Source organism: Porphyromonas sp. COT-052 OH4946, assembly GCF_000765965.1.
GTDB classification, from domain to species: Bacteria; Bacteroidota; Bacteroidia; order Bacteroidales; family Porphyromonadaceae; genus Porphyromonas; species Porphyromonas gulae.
This window is the reverse complement of sequence record NZ_JQZY01000009.1, coordinates 507,927-526,527: the sequence shown is the minus strand read 5'-3', so window position 1 is coordinate 526,527 and position 18,601 is coordinate 507,927. Positions and strand designations below refer to the sequence as shown.

The following is an 18,601-nucleotide window of genomic DNA, read 5'->3' as shown; positions in this document are numbered from 1 at the left end:
GCTACTTTATGATTTCACTAAAAATGTATTCAAAATACAGTTCAATGTATTTCTCATCACTAATAGCCGATGTGTCTTCAATAGACTGTTCAAATGCCACCTTGAAATCTTTCAGAACTTTAAGAGTTTCGCTATCAGGCGATGAAGTATCAATGCCATCTATATTGTTGGTCTGTGTGGCATTCTCATAGGAAGGGTCATTTACAATAAAGCCAAACAGCCTTTTCTCGCCGTACTTGCCTAACATATACATCACAGTCTTCAACCATTCGACTTTATCTTTATTCAAAGGAAACTTTTTCTCAGAGTTTAAAATCAAACCTCCTTCTTCTTCACGCAATATAGAAGGGCTTTTCAAAAAGACTAAACTTCGTTGTATCAAATCTGAATATGGGCCAAAAGTCGTTACTGTAAAATGGTAATATGAGAATATGTTTTCTCCTTCATGTTTGAATGAATAGAGAATTTGGACCAAATACAATATCCGATGGAAAGATTGTTCCGAAACTGCCCCCCAACCCATACTTTTGGCTATGATTGTGACGGTTACTATATCTTCATTTGCTCTTATCAAATTCTTTTCTAACATGATTCCAATCTGGTTTTAATATGTTGATAGATTGATTTTAACTGCTCATTCGTGTTTTGTATGGTAGATTGTTTTGCTATCTCCAATAAACCAACGATTCCAAGTTCAATGTCTTTCTGATTCAATAAATGTTCTATGAACAAACTATTGTTCAGATTTGATGTTATAATTAATGAGTTGGGCTTTTTGAGAAATTCAGTAAATACACTTGCTGCATTCCTTTCGTATGATATATCCAAACTACTATCAGGAGTCTCAACTATATAGAAAGATGGAGTCCTATAGAAGAATGTAAGAATACTCATTCTGAAGGAATGGTCTACAAAGAATCGTTGTGACTCCGACATTTCTTCTTCGTAAAACCGTACTTTCCCGTCAATAACCGGATAAAAGCGTTTGTTGGTATCTCCAGCCTGTTTGATGTATGTCAGTTCGCAAGATACACCTAAAAACTTTCCTGCATATTGAGCAAAAATTGAAGAGAATACATGAACATTTGCTGTTATGACATCTTCTATCTCATTTGAGATGGACGTTACTATATCATACTGCTCGTCACGTTGTTTTTGGTATGCCTCCTTTTGTTGTGTCAGACGATTTACCTCATCCAAGAATGGTTGAATGGAATTTTGACTGTTATCAGACATGGCATTTTCATACTCAAGTTCCCTGACTTTTTGCTGAATTGTTCTTCTTTCCAATTCAATCTTGGAAAACTCGGAGTCTAATTTAATAATTTGCTGCTCAATATTTTGTATCGTTTGTTTTTTGCTATTGATGGATTGATACAAAGTTTTTCTATGTGTGCTTATTTCATCAAAGTGCTTTCTCAGTATTATGTCTGCCTCAGTGTTTGTATTAATCGGAGTACTGCATGCGAAACAGTTATTTTGTTCATTTGTAACTTTCGCAACCAAGTCATCATTCGGCTGATTGCACATCGGACAGATGCGGTTCAGCTGAATATTCTTTATGAAAACATGATATGAGGGGTGAAGGGTTTCCCATATATGGCTGTTTAGTTTATCCTCTATTTGTTTTAACTCCTTGTCTATATCGTTTGTAGATAAGCTAATTTTATTGATATCATTCTGCAATAATGATATATCCTGACTCTTCGAAGCACGTTCTTTTTGTATGGCTGCCAGTTTGGCATCCATTTCCACAAGCCTCCCCTTCAAATCGATAAGAATAAGTGCTGTATTTTCCTTATTGGTTATTGAGTGGCCTGTTACTGGAGCGTCCTTCATTTTGCTCAAAACCTTATTGATGGCTCTCATATCTTCTGAACTATGGCGAGACAAACTGTCAAAATATTTAGCTTTTCTGATAGCCTCTTGCCGTTTCTTGTCAAGATCTGGATCGTTAAAATATTTGTTGAACAGTTCGCTTTGTACATCCGGAAAGAAGTCGCCATCGTTCCAAAGAATTGTCTTGTGGTCTTCTCCAAAAAAAAGGACTTCATTTACAAAAAAAATTAAATCGTCGAATTCCAGATTTGTGTTGACCTTTATGATTTCCTCATATTTATAAGGTAGCGTATCAGCTTTTGCAGCATCCGATAATTTTTCGTAGCTGAATTGATTGACTAAGGTCCCAGATACTTCAGTTCCATTAACCTTTAGCTGGGTCAAAGTTATTGAAGATAAATCTCTCGTCAATTCAACTGTGACATTGTTTATCTTCATGCTAATCGATACGGTAGGAGAAGCGTCCGTGTGAACACTGTCGTCCATACGATTGCTGAAATACTTTTGTGGAAACAATTGGCGTTTTTCTATAATATTCCCTTGGTAAGTACGGGTGTATCCAAAAGGCTTTTTATATAAACCAAGAATGGCAAACCTAATAATATTGACAAAAGTTGTTTTTCCCATACCATTACCGCCTAACACAAGATTTACACCTTTGACAAAATCAAAGGTGTAATCCAAGCCATTAGGATATAAAGTATAATTCTTAATGTTTATACTTAACAACTCTGGTAGATATATTTGCCTACTCATAATATTTTAAGTTCAGTCATATGTGATATACAGGCATTATACACGCCCAATACACCCAATTTACCACACGAAGGTACACCAAATACGCGAGAATACACAGATATTATAGAAAAAGTTTTTCTTCAACTGACAAAAAAGTATGTTATTGGACTCTAGGACGTATTTCGTTATACTAATGTAGGTACCTCGCGATTTTTTTATACATTATGCAGTCATAAAGGTGTTCTTTTGATTTAATGAAAAACAAGATAGAATATAGAATTTAGCTCGTTCCTAAATCGTTGCCTGCCAAGATTAAACCCCCGTAAGCTATTCATTTTCAAAGGAAAAGACAAATCGCAATGTCTTGCCATGTGAAAAGACATTGCCACTCCCTCCAACATACATGAGTGGCATCTTTATTATTGAAAACAACCACATAGCTCGCCACACTTTCTCTCTATCCGAACCATAATATTCTAAAATAAATGTGCAATGCGGGAATAAACATTACGCACTCCATTAGTAGAAGAAAGACTGAGAAAAACATTATAGTACTGATAGGACTATTCCCCAATGATGAACCTTAGACAAAAGGGAATGATATTATCGCTTGCATGCTCGGAACTTACAACGTTTTGGAGATAAAATTCCGTTGTAACAGAGAGATTAAGAAGATAAAACTACATACCATGCTATCATCGGAATAAAATTATAAGTAATAAAGAGTGATCTCGATATAAGAATATCGTGGCAAACTTAGAGTCGGATACAAATAGACAGATCAACACAAAATTTCTTCATAAGTCAGACTACCGTCACTATGCGAAATAGGAAGGGAGAACTCCGAAAGAACTGCTACCAGAAAATAATTGCTCCTTCCCGTGGATCCTATTACCTTTGTGCATATATAAGAATATCACCCACAAAAAAGAAGCAAAGCATTGCAGAAAATCGGTGGAGCAATAGCGGGAGATTAGGTCTTTTGTAGAATATAAACTCAAAGAAATACAGCCACTTATCAATCTTATTCGATTCCTGGTGGCACCACAATAAATCCTGAAAACCAAGGACCTACAAACCAAGTACACGAAAGTGTACAAGAAAACGCCCCGAAATACAGCATTTCGGGGCGTTTCTTTTATCATGTTGAACCTCTGTCAGGTATTTTCCTTTTTCTTTTTAGTAGCCTTTTGATTAGGCTCCTAATTGGGTTATGAAATAAGTATATCGAAACCGTAGGCAGGGTTGCCTACGGCATTCTGAGTCTTGGTGTACTTCTTGTTCAGTAGGGTGCGGATACCTCGCCAATCAACACAAGCATTGATTTGGCGGAGAAAGGAGTGCTTCATACGGTCGCGACGAACCTGAGTATATACTTGTAGGAAGCCGGGAGCCGGTTCGGTTGGTTTAGTTGCCATGTTGATACAGTTAATTATGTGTAAATATGCTATTTATCAGTGATATACAACAACCACAACCCCTAAAAGACGCAAAGTGCCGTGCAATGGTCTCTACTAATGAAAAAAACAGGGCAGACGTCTATCAATTAGCGTTGCCCTGTTTTTTTAGTCTTGTTTTAAAGAGGTTTCCGGTCTCTCTTACCATTGTAGGATGTGATAACTGATGCCCACGCCGAGGTAGGGGCCTACAGCAGGTACAATGTCTTTGCTTACGAGGTCGTAGCCCGGCATAAAGCCGATACCGGCCTGAATACCGAATCCCCATCTCTTGCGATTGCGATACTTCGTAATGGAGGGGTCGATAAAGCTGTTGAGCTTGCTGAATGTCACGTTTTCATTCTTGCTGCGAGCGATGATCTGATAGTCTTTTGTGAAATAGACTTCGAGCGGAATGTCCAAGTTGTATGTGAATTGTTGCAGACGGATATTGTCCCGATGTATGCGAACGAGGCTGTTGGCATTGATGGTCTGATCGGAGAAGGGGATATTTACCAGACTGTCTAACGTGTATTCGATGATCTTGTCCTGATAAATGGTGTCCGTCACGACTACGCCTATATCGGAACCAGTCAGAATTTTCTTTTGCAGTTTCTTTTGCAATGACCGGATATTCTCATACATCTCATTGTTCAGTTCTCTCAATTCGCTGATAGTGGCGATAAACGATTTCTTTTCCGCATAGAGATTTCCATTGGCATCTTTGAGGTAACGAATGGAGTCCAATGCTGCTTCCACATTGTGCTGAGCGATCCGCAGCTTGTTACGTACATTTCTATTCCACAAGAAAGAGGTGATAAGCAGTATGGCGAGTACTGCGATGATTGATCCGATGATAATGTTCTTTTTGTTCATATCCTATTCCGTTTAGTTGATTAATAATAGTTATCGAATTCTGAATGAAAAATTTCGTTTAGGAGATGTCAAAATAATTTTCAGAGCAGTGGCTGTATCCGAAGTGAATCAGGCAATGATTATCACCATCAGTAGCAAATGATACCGGATAAGACAAAATCTACAACTTAATTTGTCCATAAGCTTGCTAATATCGGTTCCTTTTACGCAAATCTGATAAAAAATAATGTGAAAAGCAATTTTTTGTTGAATAAATTTATTCATTGTAAATCCCGGGGCTTGAGTAGCCGGCTTGGGGAGGAATCCCTTTGCAATTCATCATCATGGATTTCCTTCAATCTCCGGTGTAGGACGCCTCATAATCAAAGACATCATGGTGAGTGCAGGTGGTCTTGCCTCGTTGTATGGGATGTTCGGTACTATAATATGTTAGGGCCGAATAGATCGAATACGAACGACAGTGGGCTGTGCCGCAATGAACTTTCGCTACAGCCCTTTTTGAATTTGACAAAGGTGCCGACAGGGGAAATTCTATTTACTCTATAGCTACCGGTACGTGCTGAATAAGTCGGTAGCCGGAGTTGTCAAGGAGCAAATGATATTTATATTTGTTTGTATAAAAGGGGGAACCGATTAGGGAAAATAGACGTCAGAATCTCGATCTTCTTTGGAGTGCATCCAATGTTGCAGATTCTGAATTCAATATCGAACAAAATGGCAACGACGTATAGTATTACCGAAATGTTCGGCCGGAATTTGGCCGAATTATTATCAGAGAAGATCATGATAGTCTATCCCGATTTCGATCGGGATAGCTTCGTCCAAAGTATTGAAAATCATGTCATTGGAAAGACATATACCCAGCGAATCTCCATCTTCGCCTCACTGTTGAAAGAGCATCTTCCGGAAGATTATGAGAGGGCTTTATCCGTTTTGACAGGTATTTTGGGAGAAGAAAATCCCAACGAAACGGGAATGTTTACCCATTACTATTGGATCATGCCTATCGGGAAATTTATTCAGGAATACGGTCTCGACCACTTTGAGCTTTCCATCAATGCAATCGAAGAGGTAACCAAAAGAAATACAGGTGAATATGCTATTCGTCCCTACATTCGGAAGTATCCGGCCGAAACCCTGAAGAAGATGCAGCGATGGGCTGTGTCTCCTAATTTTCATCTGCGGAGACTGGCAAGCGAGGGCCTACGCCCCAAGTTGCCTTGGGCACCCAAATTGGACACTTTCATCAACAATCCCGAACCGGTCTTCCAAATATTGGAGCTTTTGAAAGAGGACGAGATTTTGTTCGTCAAAAAATCAGTGGCCAACCACCTCACGGATTGGCTGAAAGTGAATAGGGAAGCGGTAAAACCTATTATAAATAGATGGAGGGCCTCACAGAACCAGCATACGCAGTGGATCGTAAAACGAGCTACTCGAAAAATTGATGTTTGATAAATCCTATTCCTTTCTTACGGACACATATATCGAAGAAGTCTTCAGTAAGGAATATCGGTTTGGACTCATTCCTGATAAACACCCGTGGGAAAGCAGATGATAAGCCCGATAAGGTGATATTGAAAGGGATTGAGATCCAATATTTAATCTATTCGAATCGTATCGTGACGAGATAGTAATGGGGGATGCTAAAGTGTTCTCCTAACTTTTCGGGTGCAATACCCGATTGCACCACTTCGCAGTATGATCCGGAGCCGTCTTCATGAATTGTGGGAGTGATAATGGCGAAAATGGTATTTCGTTTATCGAGATCGACCGTTAATTCTTTTTCTTCACCGAAAAAATCTTTTACAGCATATTTGTCCGGATCATAGGGCAAGGTGGAGTAGAACTTTTGGCTCGCAAATTTTGCTCCTCTAATATAAGTTTTTAGTTTCCCTTCATTGATTTTGAAGAAAAACTTGATCGATTCATGCTCGGATTTGATCCGGAAATAGTCTGTTTCAGTGCCGTCAAACAGGGTAGAGGTATTCACTCGTTTCCCCTCTTTGTATTCTTCCAGATCTATTATATAAGATTTTCCTTTCAGCGGTTTTCCTTGAAAGGTCAGCTTTTCGACATAAATGTTTTCAAAGTCGATTATATCTTGAATCTCTTCATTTCCAATTCCGTAATGGCTTGTTACTTTGACCATTTCTTGTGCCGACAGCTGTTGTGATATTGTGAAAAATAACAGCAAGAAACTGATTTTTAATTTCATATATTGCTCTTATTAAAATAGGGGATAGTCGCTAATCAAACTCTTTTCTATGATAGTGTAGCACTATACATTGTTATTTTGTTTTCATAAAGTAGCGTTTTGTTTGTTCATATCTTATTGATTTTAACTGTTAAGAAACAAATAATTCGCTGCTTTTCAAGCATAATATCCACGTTCTTTGGGCGTTTACCACTAATCAGAAAACAAATTCATTGGCCTTTTCTTACGTCGAACTGGCGTTTTTAAGAGATAACTATTTACTCAGATTGGACTGCAAGGGATTGTTTCTGAAAATACTAAGATGTCTTTTAAAGATTGAGATAGAGGCAATCTGTTTTTAGATCATGCAGATCTTTGAACTGTTCTTGCGTCATAAAGCTTTGTAGCCCAAGTTTAAATGTTCCTCCTTGAGAATAGTTTATGTCAATATGATACTTAGGGTGTAGATTCCCATTTTCATTTTGGGGATCATGATCATAGCGCACATATGCTGGCTCATACTGAAGGAGCTCTTCTATTAAAGCTATACCTATTTTTTGTTGCTCACTGCTTGGATAAGGTTTTTCCTCCGTTATATAGTCATACCATAAGTCTCCGAACGATATCCATTTGTTTTGGTCAATTGATACACCATTAAGGACTTCTCTCACTGCTGAGAGCTCTCTATAACTTATTTCTTGCCCATTTCTACTATAAATTGAAATAGACCCTTCTTCTCCCTCCTCAATACAGAAGGGATAGAAAATGCTTGTATATTTATTGGAACTATAAAATACGAAAAGACGAACCATTTTGTCAATAACCACACGCACACATGGTGGGTCCTGAATACAAGGATTCCTTCCTAACAGACATTCCGTCGCTTCAACGATTAAATGAATGTAGTCTATTTGAGAGCGAATAGACCTTTCTAATAGCCTCTCTTTCATATAACCAGGAATCCTACTGCTGAAAGACTTCATCACACATACTTTTTATTGGCATCAACCCATTCATCGATCTTACTGTCTTCCCACTTCTCGACTCCTCTAAGTTCACCAAGCATCTTTCTCAAACTTTCTTGTGCAGAAATCGGGATTCGATGAGCTTCAAATATGTTTTTTAGTCTATCATACAAAGATAGACGACGGATACTATCTTTAAATCGAGTCTGTATTTGCTCCTTCTCTGCACTACTTGGCTCTTTGATGACCATCTCTTTATGGAGATGTATTTGATCCCATCCATCCTTCATCTCTGAGCAGAGTGTTGTCTGGGTGATGAGATAAGATTGAATAAATGATCTAGTAAGCATCGTATATAAGGCATTACGATAAATAATGCTATTTCTTATTTCCCTAGTAACGCAGATGACAAAAGGGAATTCTAACCCCTTAACATTATTTCGATTACTTATCAAAAGTTTGTGAGGCTCTCTTTGTTTGGACTCATAAGCCTTATTTACCTTCCATCCAAAGGTGTCATAAACTTCGGCTTCTATAGAAGATGCCAGTCCATAGATATACTGCTCTGTATCAAGAAATATTATCCCTATGTCTTCTGGAAGTACTGTTGGGTGTTCTCCTTTAATCTCTTTAATAATATCCACAATAGCTGAAGAAAAATCTCTGTCCACTTGTTTCATACGGACACTCTCAAAAGAATCATCCAAATCTTCGAACCTCCTAATCGGCTCTCTTGTAAGACGATACTCACCATTAACTACAGAGACTTCATAGCCACAATCCTCCCATTCTTTCTTTTCTAACCATCTAAGCTTGTGTTGCTCAAACAATCCCATTCCTAATGCATGGGCAAACATTAGAGTTTTAGGGTCTGTTCGATAGCACTTTCCAAGTAAGAAGTCTGGAGTAATATCTCTTGATATATTTTCATCGAATATGCTTTGAAATATATCTCCTGCCACATACACGGTCTTCTCTGTAACGGTCTCACAAAGTTCTATGAACTGAGAGGGAAAATCTTGACTCTCATCTACAAACATGTAAGTAAAGGCATAAAGCTGCTCCTCTTTTTGTGTGATTTGTTCTTTCGCCAATTTACAAGCACTCTCAAAAGACATTGATCTAAGCGAATAAAATGGAAGGCCATAAAATTCACATATGTATCGATATGCTCCCGAGTTTTCATCACGAGCACTCCCCCAAGCATTGACACACCATAGCCGCTTCCCCCACTCTATCTGTTGCTCAACCTTCATGAAGTTGAAAAACTGAGGAATCCTTGTACTTATTTCTGTTGCAAGAATCTTGTTATGGCATGTGAAACAAATTTTAGCATTCTCGTCTTCGGTATAAAGTTCTTTTAGTTTGTGAAGAAGCAATTCTGTTTTTCCCGTCCCTGATAATCCTTGTATCCGAATCGTTTTTTTCATTGGAGTTTCATATATGAATCTCGTTTGATCTGCATCAAATAATTGTATCTTTTGTTTAACCTTGTCTAAGGTTGTCTCAGGTACATTACTTTTAACTCTTTCAATATCATTGATACTACCGATCAAAAGAGAAATCAGGAGGTCAACATCTTTTATATCAGATGGATCATTCAAAGAAAGGTCATCCCAAAATTGAATCACATCCGTTATAGGGGCTTCATGTACAGAAATTAGACGATACTTCCAAACTCTGGGCCTTCCCAAAGCCTCCTTATAATCGTATCTATCTGAAATATATCCGATATCCTCGATAATATCTTCCACATGCTCATTGAATTGCTCTGACTCTGCTTCAGGAATCTTGAGAATCGCAATGCGATGCTTGGGCCTGAGAACAATTAAGGCCATCCCCTTTGGATAATTATCATATTTCTTTTGTTCCGCCAAGGGTCTATCCAGCACATATATCAGAGCCTTGTTGGTAGTCGCATATTCCTCAAGTTGAGCGACAAACTCAGGCTTATTGACATCTAACTGAAGCTGTAAGTAAAAATAGTTACTCATTATCTGTGATATTTTATGGATGAAAAAGCTAAAAAGACTATGCAGACATTGATGTGGCAAAGATAATCATTCGATCAATCCAGAACCATGCATCCTAAATTTCAGATCCAAGTATTTAGCATCAAAGGTATATTGTACTTGATACCTGAATATGTACGCACGCGAATTGAGCTTGTCAGTCAGTACCATTACTCGAGAGATTAAGCGTAACAGAACAGCATCTCACAAAGTCTACAATCCATGCTTTGCCCAAGAGCTAGCCGATGGGCACAAAGACCAAGTGCACCACAAGAAGCGTGTCCCGGAGCACCTGAAGAGGAGGACTCTAACCCTTCTAAAGGAGAAGCAATGGTCTCCTATGCAAATCTCAGGATTCTTCAATCTAGAGGGTAAAAGGCTCTCTCACGAAATGATATACAAGTAGATTCGTGCAGATAAGGACAACAAAGGCTGCCTCTATAAGCATTGTCGTCATAAGCTTAAACATCGTTCTCGTCCTGTTGGTAGAGCATGTAATATTCCAGGAAGATTTAGCATTTACGAAAAGCCAGAAGAGGCTAATGGAGAGCGTATTGGAGATACGCATTGCGAATTTATAGAGTTTCCGGGAAAAATCACCCTCCGGTACGATTTCTTTTGCGGGAAGATGGCAGAAGGCAAAAATGTATGTCGCAGTCAAAAATGACTTCCTACAGGAAATATGAAATAAGTGGTTGATTCATAGTACTTTGTGTATTGATCAAAGAAAGCTCAAAATACTCCTGAAACAAACTATATAGTTTGGTCAAACTAAACTATATACTTTGATAAAGCCAAACTATATACTTTGGTTTGGCCACGGTTTTCAGCCTCTGTGGCAATGTCCAAAAGGGAGTCGGGGAAACAATGCAATTTCTTCCTAAACACTTCTAACAGAATCACTTCTGTCTTTCGTAATTATGCTGATAGGGATTATTGGCTCTCGGCTTTTCTTTGGGAGGATTGTCGGGATAGGGACAGGAGGAAAAATATCCGATGAGGACAAAAGAAAAAGGTGCAAACTGCATTGACTGCCGGTTTGCACCTTCTTTTTTGGTGGAGTATAGCGGACTCGAACCGCTCACCTCGACACTGCCAGTGTCGCGCTCTAGCCAGATGAGCTAATACCCCATTGGTTTATTGCGCTGCAAAGATAAGGAGTTTTCTCTATTGACCAAATATCGCACTACCGTTCTTTGCCGAATGTGATAAACTTATTGGCAAGGAAATTGATAATGGTGAAAAAGGCCATTCCTATCAGGTGGTTGTAATACTTGTCGTAGGAGGTGGAGTATTCGTTGAGCCACATCAAAAGTCCGTATTGGAGTGCATAGCATATTACGAACATCAGGATGAATGGTACGAATGTCTGCCTCCAAGAGGTCCGGCTCCGGAATGTCCATTTACGATTCCAAATGAAGCTATTGATGAGTCCTGCTATATAACCGATCAGATTGGCCGGACCGTCTTTCATACCGGCGATTTTGAGTAGCAGGAAGATTACAATCATGGAAATGAGCGTATTGGATACGCCTACGATACCATATTTAATTAGTTGCAGGAAGGTCGTTTTCTTCGGCATATTTCTTCAGAGCTACTTGGGCACCCTGTGGGGTAAGCAGTTGGGTATTGGTGATGATAAATGTGGTGGACAGAAAGTGGCCGAACTGATTGCACTCGGCGATGAAGGATGAGAAGAAGTTTCTCAGATCATAGTTGATCGGGACAAGGAAGGTCAGGAGCAGATAGTTGCTGTGCATCTCCAGTCGTTCCACTTCTCCGGATGCTTTGCCGATACGGTATAGCAACTCCTTCTCTATCAGTTCTTCCTGATAGCGTTCGAAGTCTTGCAATTTGTCCGTATGGAGAAAGGCCATGAAGCGCATCATGCCATCATGGCCGCCCAGACCACTGGTTATGACCAGTTGCTTCTCATCTACCAGATCGGACAGGATACCTATGCGAGCTTCCAGCTGGGCCATCAAAGCCCAAGGCCTCATCGAATCGGGAGCGGATTCGAGATAGCGTTCGATAATCCTGAATACTGTGATATTGCCTGTGATGGCAAGGCGGAGCAGAGTCATTTTCTTGATGTCGTCCGAAAGTATAGGATCGAACAATAGCTGCTCTGCATCTTGGACTTCGTTCTCGCTAAGCTGTATGCCACGTCTGCGCATCTCTGCCGACAAACGGAAATAAGAGGCTTGCAATTCTATCGGTATAGGCTCATCAAGCTGATGGACGTGTTTGAGAGCTTCTTCCGACAGGCCTTCGAGCGGTGATTGCTGTCTTTCTTCTTCCATGAGGATTGAGGGGCGAATGTTATACTGTAGCCGTAACCTGTTTAGAAGATGCTTATGGACTTGATCGCCATATTCGATACATCAACTGTCCGGCGTGAGCAATGATAGGCAAAGATTAGACAATATGCAAGACAAAACGGTACGACAAGAGAAGAATACGATTCTTCTATCTGTTGAAGAGTAGCGGATGTACCGTGGGCCGGCTTTCGGCCAAGCACCCTTTTGCATAAGCCAAGCATCCATTGACAAAAGTGTATGCGACGCTGTGACTGAAGGTGAAGCCCTCGAAAGGAGACCATCCGCAGAGGCTAAGTATATTATCGGCAGATACGGTGAGAGGAGATGACGGATCCACAAGTACCAGATCGGCATAGTAGCCCGGACGAATGTAGCCCCTCTTCTCTATGGCGAAGAGAGTGGCCGGTATGTGAGAAGTCTTGCTTACTATTTCTTCGATGCTGAATATGCCTTGATGGCAGAGTTCGAGCAAGGCGAGCAAGGAGTGCTGCACGAGTGGTCCGCCGGATGCAGCCTGCAAGCAACTGCCTTCTTTTTCTCTTAGCAGATGCGGGGCATGATCCGTAGCTATAATATCGATGCCTCCATTGCGTACGGCTGCACGAAGAGCCTCCCTGTCCGATTCTTTTTTGATGGCCGGATTCCATTTGATCTTGTTGCCAAGTCTGTTGTAGTCGGCATCGCTGAACCACAAATGGTGTACGCAGACTTCCGACGTGATTCGCTTTTGTGCTGTGGGTATATCGTTGCGGAAGAGACTCAGTTCTTTCTCTGTCGAAAGATGCAGGATGTGTAGACGGGCATTCATCCTATCGGCCAGCTCCACCGCTTCTGCCGATGAGCGGTAACAAGCCTCTTCGCTACGGATGAGGGGGTGGAAATGTATGTCCAAATCATTCCCGTATTTGGCTTTGTAGTGCTCTTTGTTGGCTCGGATGATTTCCTCTTTTTCGCAGTGCGTGGCCATGAGCAGGTCGCATTCTCCGAATATTTTCTCCAGCGTATCCTTATTGTCCACAAGCATATTGCCGGTAGATGAACCGAGGAATAGCTTCAGACCGGGTACCAAATGTTTGTCCACCCGTTTGATCTCATCGATGTTGTCATTCGTGCCACCGAAGAAAAAGCCGTAGTTGGCCCATGCCGTATCTGCACCGATCTGCCTTTTCTCCAACAGTCGCTCCCACGTGGTGGTAGGAGGATTCGTATTGGGCATATCCATAAACGAAGTGACTCCCCCTGCTACTGCTGCCCGGCTTTCAGAGGCGATGGTAGCTTTGTGCGTCAGTCCCGGCTCGCGGAAATGAACTTGGTCGTCTATACATCCGGGGAATAGCCTCAGACCGCTACAGTCTATGACTTCATCGGCAGAGAGATTGTCATCCGCAGGTAGCTCTCCTTCGATAATACGGGAGATAAATGCGCCATCGATCATCACTGAACCGAGGAAGGTCCTTCCCTCGTTGGTGATAAGTGCGTTGCGAAGAAGAATTTTCATCTCTTTCGTACTATTTTCTTTTGGGAAATCCTTTGAATAAGTGCCAGTAGCGTAGCTTGATCACGCCTGTGAAAGCTTCACCGAAAATGGAGGAGTTCATTTTCGACGTTCCCAAAACACGATTGACGAAGGTGATGGGAATCTCTTTCAGACGAAATCCGAGACAGTGGGCCGTGTATTTCATCTCGATTTGGAAAGCGTAGCCCTTGAAATGTACCGAATCAAGATCGATGGCTTCGAGAACTTCGCGCCGGTAGCAAACAAATCCGGCAGTCGTGTCGCATATATTCATCAGGGTTACGAGACGCACATATACGGATGCGTAGTAGCTCATCCATACACGACTTTTAGGCCAGTCCTTGACGCCTCCGCCCGATACATAGCGCGAGCCGATCGCTACATCGGCTTCTCCTCCGGCACAGGCATTGTATAGACCGATCAGCTTGTCTACCGGATGGCTGAAATCACAGTCCATCTCGAATATATAGTCATACCCTCGTGCGATGCTCCATTTGAATCCGGCTATATAGGCCGTACCCAAACCCAATTTGCCTTGTCTCTCGATCAGATGAAGTCTTTCAGGATAGATGACCTGTTTCTCTTTGACGATCGCAGCCGTTCCGTCGGGCGATCCGTCGTCGATTATCAGAATATCGAAAGTTTTGGGTAGAGCGAAGACCGTTTCTATCATTTTGGCCACGTTCTCCCGCTCATTGTAGGTAGGGATAATAACTATACTGTCTGTCATCGTGTACTTTCTCCGAGTTCGTTTGCTGAACATCTAATCGGCATAGCCGGCACTCCTTTGCCACAAAGATACGAACTTTGATATACGCAAACACCTTATTCCAAAGCTTTTGCACATTGTCCTCGTTCCCGAATGAGGCCTTTCGTCAGCTGTTTTTCAGCCTGCGATTGATGAAATAGTGGACAGGATAATAGGCAGCTAAGTAGCTGAGTGTGAATATAGTCAGGAATATGATGACCAGATCCACTGCATCCATTCTGACCGGATATGCCACCGATCCCAAGCCCATTTGCAGGGTGATCAGACCATACTGCTGCTGTAGCACACACAAGCCTATGCCGATCAGAATGCCGATGGCTGCTCCCGTCATGGAGACGAGCAGCCCTTCTATCCGAAAGATACGAGAGATAGTTTGAGATGTTGCTCCCATCGAGTGGAGCGTATAGATGTCTTCCTTCTTTTCTATAAGGAGCATGGAGAGGCTGCTGACGATATTAAACGTAGCAAGCACAAGGATAAACAGGAGGATCAGGTAGCTCATCCACTTCTCCATCGCTACCAAATGAGTGATTTCGGGATGCTGTCCCGCCAAATCGAGTACTTGGTAGCCGTCCCCAAGTGTCTCTTTTAGGCGGAGAGCCGTTTGCACTGCATCGCTACCCATTTGTAGCTGTATGGCCACGGCTTCTGCTTCATGCTCCGAATAATCGAGGAGTTTGCGCAGACTGTCTATGGAGAGGATGATGGAATTGTCCTCGAGTTGCAGGCCGGATGCAAATACCGAGGCTACTCGTCCTTGGAGCACCTTGAATGCACCGGCCGGAACAAGCGGATTGATCAGCCCGATACGACGGGGAACAATTATCTCTACGTCGTCTACAAAGCCTGCGCCGAGCTGCATTTCTGTTGCGATGGCTGCGCCGATATTCAGAGCTGTAGCTCCGGATAACGTATTCGTAGCGAATGTGCCTGCAAAGATGATGGAGTCTATCCTGACGGTTTGGGCGTAGCGATCGTCCACACCCATGAGAGAAACGGCCTGCTGTCGATACTTCGTCTTTACAAGACCTTCTCCGGTGAGGATAAAGCTGTACGAACCGATCCCTTCCGTTTCGAGAGCTGTGAGCAAAGTTTTATCATCTGCCTTTATCAGCGAATTGTCTGCCGAACGAATCATAAGAGGGGGATCCGTTACAGCCGAATGCGTCATAATCAAAGCTTCGTACCCATTGAAAATAGAGAGGATACAAACCAAGGCCGAAGAGACCACGCAGACAGCTATCGCCGAAACGAGCGAAACCACATTCACCGCACTGAATCTTTTGCGGGAGAACAGGTAGCGGCGGGCTATGAAAAAAGGAAAGTGCACAGCGTCTTTGATCGGGCGACCGTTTCTTATTTATTCAGCAGACGGTCTATATTCTCCAGATAGTCCAGCGAGTCATCTATGTAGAATGTCAAATCCGGTATCTTGCGCAGTTGGGTACGAACCTGCTGCCCGAGGTCATAACGGATCGTCTTTGTATTGTGTTTGATGCTCTCAAGAATCTCGCTGCTCTTCTCGGATGGGAATATACTCAAGTGTATACGCGCGATGCTGAGGTCGGGACTTACACGCACGTTCGTTACCGAAACTATTACGCCCGGCAGGGATTTGGCATCTCGCAGGAAAATTTCGCTGAGTTCTTTCTGAAGCAGTCTTTCTATTTTGCTTAGTCGTTTGTTGTCCATAGTGTGAGTCTGTCTATTCGATGTGTTTGCTTATGAGGCTATCTGCTGCTCTGTGAGCGCAGTCGTTTGAGTGCTTTGTCTCTTTCGGGTAGCGGCGGATACTTTCGGCCGTACCATGCCGGTTCCCAAGATCCGTAGTTGGGATTGGGCAGCATGATGAATCGCCGGCCAAACTCCCCGGCTGTCAGGCCCAGAGCCTGTTTGCGTCCGGACTCTTCTTTGGTATTGAAGAAGTGGTGGAAGTCGCCCAGGTTGTCGCCTATGAGCAATACTATTTCATACCGTTCCTGTATTTTCAGCCGACGAGGTTCTTTGTCGGATGGCCCATGGGTCGTAAGCAGATGCTCTTCATCGGCAAAGGGAAATCCGTAGTGCTGAAGGTTCTGAAGAGTTGCTTCGCGCAGATTGTCTCTGCGGTTGGTGACGTAAAAGACCTCGATCCCCTTGTTCGCTGCATGGAGGAAGAAAGACAAAGCTCCTGCCAGCGTGTCGGCATCGGCCTGTACACACCATTCTCCCCAAGTCTCTTCATCATAATCTTTGCCCCTGAGAGCCTGATACACGGAGTTAGGCGTGTTGTCCAAAACGGTCTCGTCTATGTCCGTTACGATGGCATAAGGTTTGGCCCCTTGTTTGCGTTCTGCCGGTAGAGCGTCCACTCTTTCTGTGGCGATGTTGTATGCCTGAATGCAGAGAGCTTGATATTCGGCCGAACGTTGTATCCAGGCCGAAGTAAAGAGCTTTCCGCCGAGAGTCCACTGCGGATCCTGTTTGGTTACAGAGCAGCTGCCCAATGTCAGTACAAAGAGGGAGAGGCCGGCAATGATTGTGACTGTCAGATGTCTGCTGTTCATATTGTCGAATGGATTTCTTCTGTTTGAGGGAGAGAACTGCATTTCCGATAGCAGGTTCTGCACAGGGGGCTGTATTCGTTCAGTTCGCCCAGCATCACTTGCTGATCGCCTTGGACACGACGGAAAGAATAGCTGGCCAGACGGCCACATTCCACACACACGGCATGAACTTTGGTTACGGAGTCTGCTATGGCACATAAGCCCGGCATAGGCCCGAAAGGCTGACGCCGAAAGTCCATATCCAATCCGGCGATCACAACGCGAACACCCTGATCGGCCAATCGTTGGGCTACTTCCACAAGACCCTCATCAAAGAACTGGGCTTCGTCTATCCCCACCACATCCACTTGGGAGGATAGCAGCAGTATATTGGCCGAATTGTCCACGGGAGTAGAGGCAATAGCATTCCTGTCGTGCGAAACGACATCCGTTTCGTCGTAGCGCATGTCGATGGTCGGCTTGAATATCTCCACTGTCTGGCGCGCTATCTTAGCCCTCCGCAGACGGCGTAGCAGCTCTTCCGTCTTACCACTGAACATGGAGCCGCATATCACTTCGATACTTCCCCTGCGAATATTGTCGGCATGGTTGTTCTCTATTTCGTAATCCATCGGTCTGAATTTGATTCCGACCGTAAAGGTAGAGGTTTCCCCTTGAAGAGGTTATAAGGAATATACGAAAATGAGACTGAGCAGGGGGGTGCTTTTTTATGATGACGATTCTACTGCAAGATACTTTTCAGAGCTTGATCAGTCCGAAAGCCGCGGCACTCAGCAGAGCCACTCCTATTATAATATAGAAGATACGTGCGCCTCGCTTGCCGAAGGCATTGATCCATATGCGTGCTCCTCGGCTGCTCAGTAGCCAATCCGGACAAAGCAGTGCAGTCAGCAGCGAAACCAGGCCGACTAAGGCAAAGAGGATGAGATAGAAGTCCCGAATGACGAACGACATCGGAGCAGGCATTAGAATGTAAGCCTGCGCTTGCCGTCTTCCAGCTCTTCGATTCGGACATGAACCGTATCGTTCGGCAGTATCGGCTCCAGAAGCTCCGGCCATTCGATGAAGCAGAGACTACCGCTATCGAAATAGTCTTCTACACCCAGATTCAGGGCGTCTTCTATCTTGTTGAGCCGGTAGCAGTCGAAGTGATAGATCAGTTCGCCCGTCTGATCCGAGCGGTACTCGTTGATAATCGAAAAGGTGGGGCTATTGATAACGTCCGATACGCCCAGCTCCTCGCATACGGCTTTGATGAAAGTGGTCTTGCCCGTACCCATCGGGGCGTAAAAGGCAAAAACGGTATTGTCGCCCATCAGGGCAATGAAGTCGCGTGCTGCGCGGCCGAGGTCGGACGTACTGTCGATAGTGATCGTATTCATGTAT

General features: G+C 43.0%; 19 protein-coding genes and 1 tRNA gene. 2 read left to right on the top strand and 18 right to left on the bottom strand.

The genetic code is table 11. The features are described from left to right. Position 1: 1 nt before the first annotated feature. From HQ50_RS04630 to HQ50_RS04615, 4 genes are all read right to left on the bottom strand, one after another. On the bottom strand, positions 2-589 hold the full coding sequence (locus tag HQ50_RS04630) for a hypothetical protein (protein WP_039428556.1): 588 nt from the start codon (positions 587-589) through the stop codon (positions 2-4). After that, the gene (locus tag HQ50_RS04625; protein WP_036848655.1) at positions 583-2,595 is read right to left on the bottom strand and encodes an AAA family ATPase; all 2,013 of its coding nucleotides are present in this window, start codon (positions 2,593-2,595) and stop codon (positions 583-585) included. The genes HQ50_RS04630 and HQ50_RS04625 overlap by 7 nt, the downstream gene beginning before the upstream one ends. Positions 2,596-3,788: 1,193 nt before the next feature. Then, positions 3,789-3,995 carry a hypothetical protein gene (locus tag HQ50_RS11835; RefSeq protein WP_018964570.1) on the bottom strand — a complete coding sequence of 69 codons (207 nt, stop codon included), beginning with the start codon at positions 3,993-3,995 and terminating at the stop codon, positions 3,789-3,791. Positions 3,996-4,175: 180 nt separating this feature from the next. Beyond that, positions 4,176-4,889, bottom strand: coding sequence for a hypothetical protein (locus HQ50_RS04615; protein WP_039417916.1), 714 nt, complete (start codon positions 4,887-4,889; stop codon positions 4,176-4,178). 292 nt (positions 4,890-5,181) lie between these two features. On the opposite strand from HQ50_RS04615, the gene HQ50_RS12530 reads away from it, so the two are divergent. Continuing rightward, the gene (locus HQ50_RS12530; RefSeq protein ID WP_152566864.1) at positions 5,182-5,322 is read left to right on the top strand and encodes a DUF417 family protein; all 141 of its coding nucleotides are present in this window, start codon (positions 5,182-5,184) and stop codon (positions 5,320-5,322) included. 281 nt (positions 5,323-5,603) lie between these two features. Beyond that, positions 5,604-6,344: a DNA alkylation repair protein gene (locus HQ50_RS04610; RefSeq protein WP_039428687.1), complete on the top strand. Its 741-nt coding sequence runs from the start codon at positions 5,604-5,606 to the stop codon at positions 6,342-6,344. A gap of 151 nt (positions 6,345-6,495) precedes the next feature. Here the strand turns inward: HQ50_RS04610 and HQ50_RS04605 are convergent, their stop codons facing one another. The 14 genes from HQ50_RS04605 to tsaE all read right to left on the bottom strand — a co-directional run bounded on the left by HQ50_RS04605 (position 6,496) and on the right by tsaE (position 18,597). Beyond that, positions 6,496-7,107 carry a hypothetical protein gene (locus HQ50_RS04605; RefSeq protein ID WP_039428552.1) on the bottom strand — a complete coding sequence of 204 codons (612 nt, stop codon included), beginning with the start codon at positions 7,105-7,107 and terminating at the stop codon, positions 6,496-6,498. Positions 7,108-7,415: 308 nt separating this feature from the next. Next, entirely contained in the window at positions 7,416-8,069 is a 654-nt protein-coding gene (locus HQ50_RS04600) for a hypothetical protein (protein ID WP_152566863.1), read from the bottom strand. Then, the gene (locus HQ50_RS04595; RefSeq protein ID WP_039417912.1) at positions 8,069-10,045 is read right to left on the bottom strand and encodes an ATP-binding domain-containing protein; all 1,977 of its coding nucleotides are present in this window, start codon (positions 10,043-10,045) and stop codon (positions 8,069-8,071) included. Before HQ50_RS04595 ends, HQ50_RS04600 begins: the two co-directional genes overlap by 1 nt. A gap of 1,072 nt (positions 10,046-11,117) precedes the next feature. After that, positions 11,118-11,194: transfer RNA gene (locus HQ50_RS04585), tRNA-Ala, on the bottom strand. Between the two features lie 55 nt (positions 11,195-11,249). Beyond that, positions 11,250-11,645, bottom strand: a complete 396-nt coding sequence (locus HQ50_RS04580; RefSeq protein WP_005875177.1) for a GtrA family protein — start codon at positions 11,643-11,645, stop codon at positions 11,250-11,252. After that, positions 11,611-12,366 (bottom strand): hypothetical protein, encoded by a 756-nt coding sequence (locus HQ50_RS04575; RefSeq protein WP_039428547.1) that lies wholly within the window; start codon positions 12,364-12,366, stop codon positions 11,611-11,613. The genes HQ50_RS04580 and HQ50_RS04575 overlap by 35 nt, the downstream gene beginning before the upstream one ends. A gap of 166 nt (positions 12,367-12,532) precedes the next feature. Further along, a complete protein-coding gene (locus HQ50_RS04570) occupies positions 12,533-13,882 on the bottom strand; it encodes a dihydroorotase (RefSeq protein WP_039428544.1) in 1,350 nt (449 codons plus the stop codon). A 10-nt stretch (positions 13,883-13,892) separates the two neighbouring features. Further along, positions 13,893-14,630 carry a polyprenol monophosphomannose synthase gene (locus HQ50_RS04565; protein WP_039428684.1) on the bottom strand — a complete coding sequence of 246 codons (738 nt, stop codon included), beginning with the start codon at positions 14,628-14,630 and terminating at the stop codon, positions 13,893-13,895. A 145-nt stretch (positions 14,631-14,775) separates the two neighbouring features. Continuing rightward, entirely contained in the window at positions 14,776-15,999 is a 1,224-nt protein-coding gene (locus HQ50_RS04560) for an FtsX-like permease family protein (RefSeq protein ID WP_039428542.1), read from the bottom strand. Between the two features lie 26 nt (positions 16,000-16,025). After that, on the bottom strand, positions 16,026-16,361 hold the full coding sequence (rbfA, locus tag HQ50_RS04555; RefSeq protein ID WP_018964582.1) for a 30S ribosome-binding factor RbfA: 336 nt from the start codon (positions 16,359-16,361) through the stop codon (positions 16,026-16,028). 38 nt (positions 16,362-16,399) lie between these two features. Beyond that, positions 16,400-17,215, bottom strand: a complete 816-nt coding sequence (locus tag HQ50_RS04550) for a 5'-nucleotidase, lipoprotein e(P4) family (protein ID WP_039428539.1) — start codon at positions 17,213-17,215, stop codon at positions 16,400-16,402. Further along, positions 17,212-17,826 carry a thymidine kinase gene (locus tag HQ50_RS04545; RefSeq protein WP_018964584.1) on the bottom strand — a complete coding sequence of 205 codons (615 nt, stop codon included), beginning with the start codon at positions 17,824-17,826 and terminating at the stop codon, positions 17,212-17,214. Before HQ50_RS04545 ends, HQ50_RS04550 begins: the two co-directional genes overlap by 4 nt. Before the next feature lie 127 nt (positions 17,827-17,953). Further along, on the bottom strand, positions 17,954-18,181 hold the full coding sequence (locus HQ50_RS04540; RefSeq protein WP_018964585.1) for an immunity 17 family protein: 228 nt from the start codon (positions 18,179-18,181) through the stop codon (positions 17,954-17,956). Then, positions 18,181-18,597 carry a tRNA (adenosine(37)-N6)-threonylcarbamoyltransferase complex ATPase subunit type 1 TsaE gene (tsaE, locus tag HQ50_RS04535; protein ID WP_004584158.1) on the bottom strand — a complete coding sequence of 139 codons (417 nt, stop codon included), beginning with the start codon at positions 18,595-18,597 and terminating at the stop codon, positions 18,181-18,183. The genes HQ50_RS04540 and tsaE overlap by 1 nt, the downstream gene beginning before the upstream one ends. Positions 18,598-18,601 lie beyond the last annotated feature (4 nt).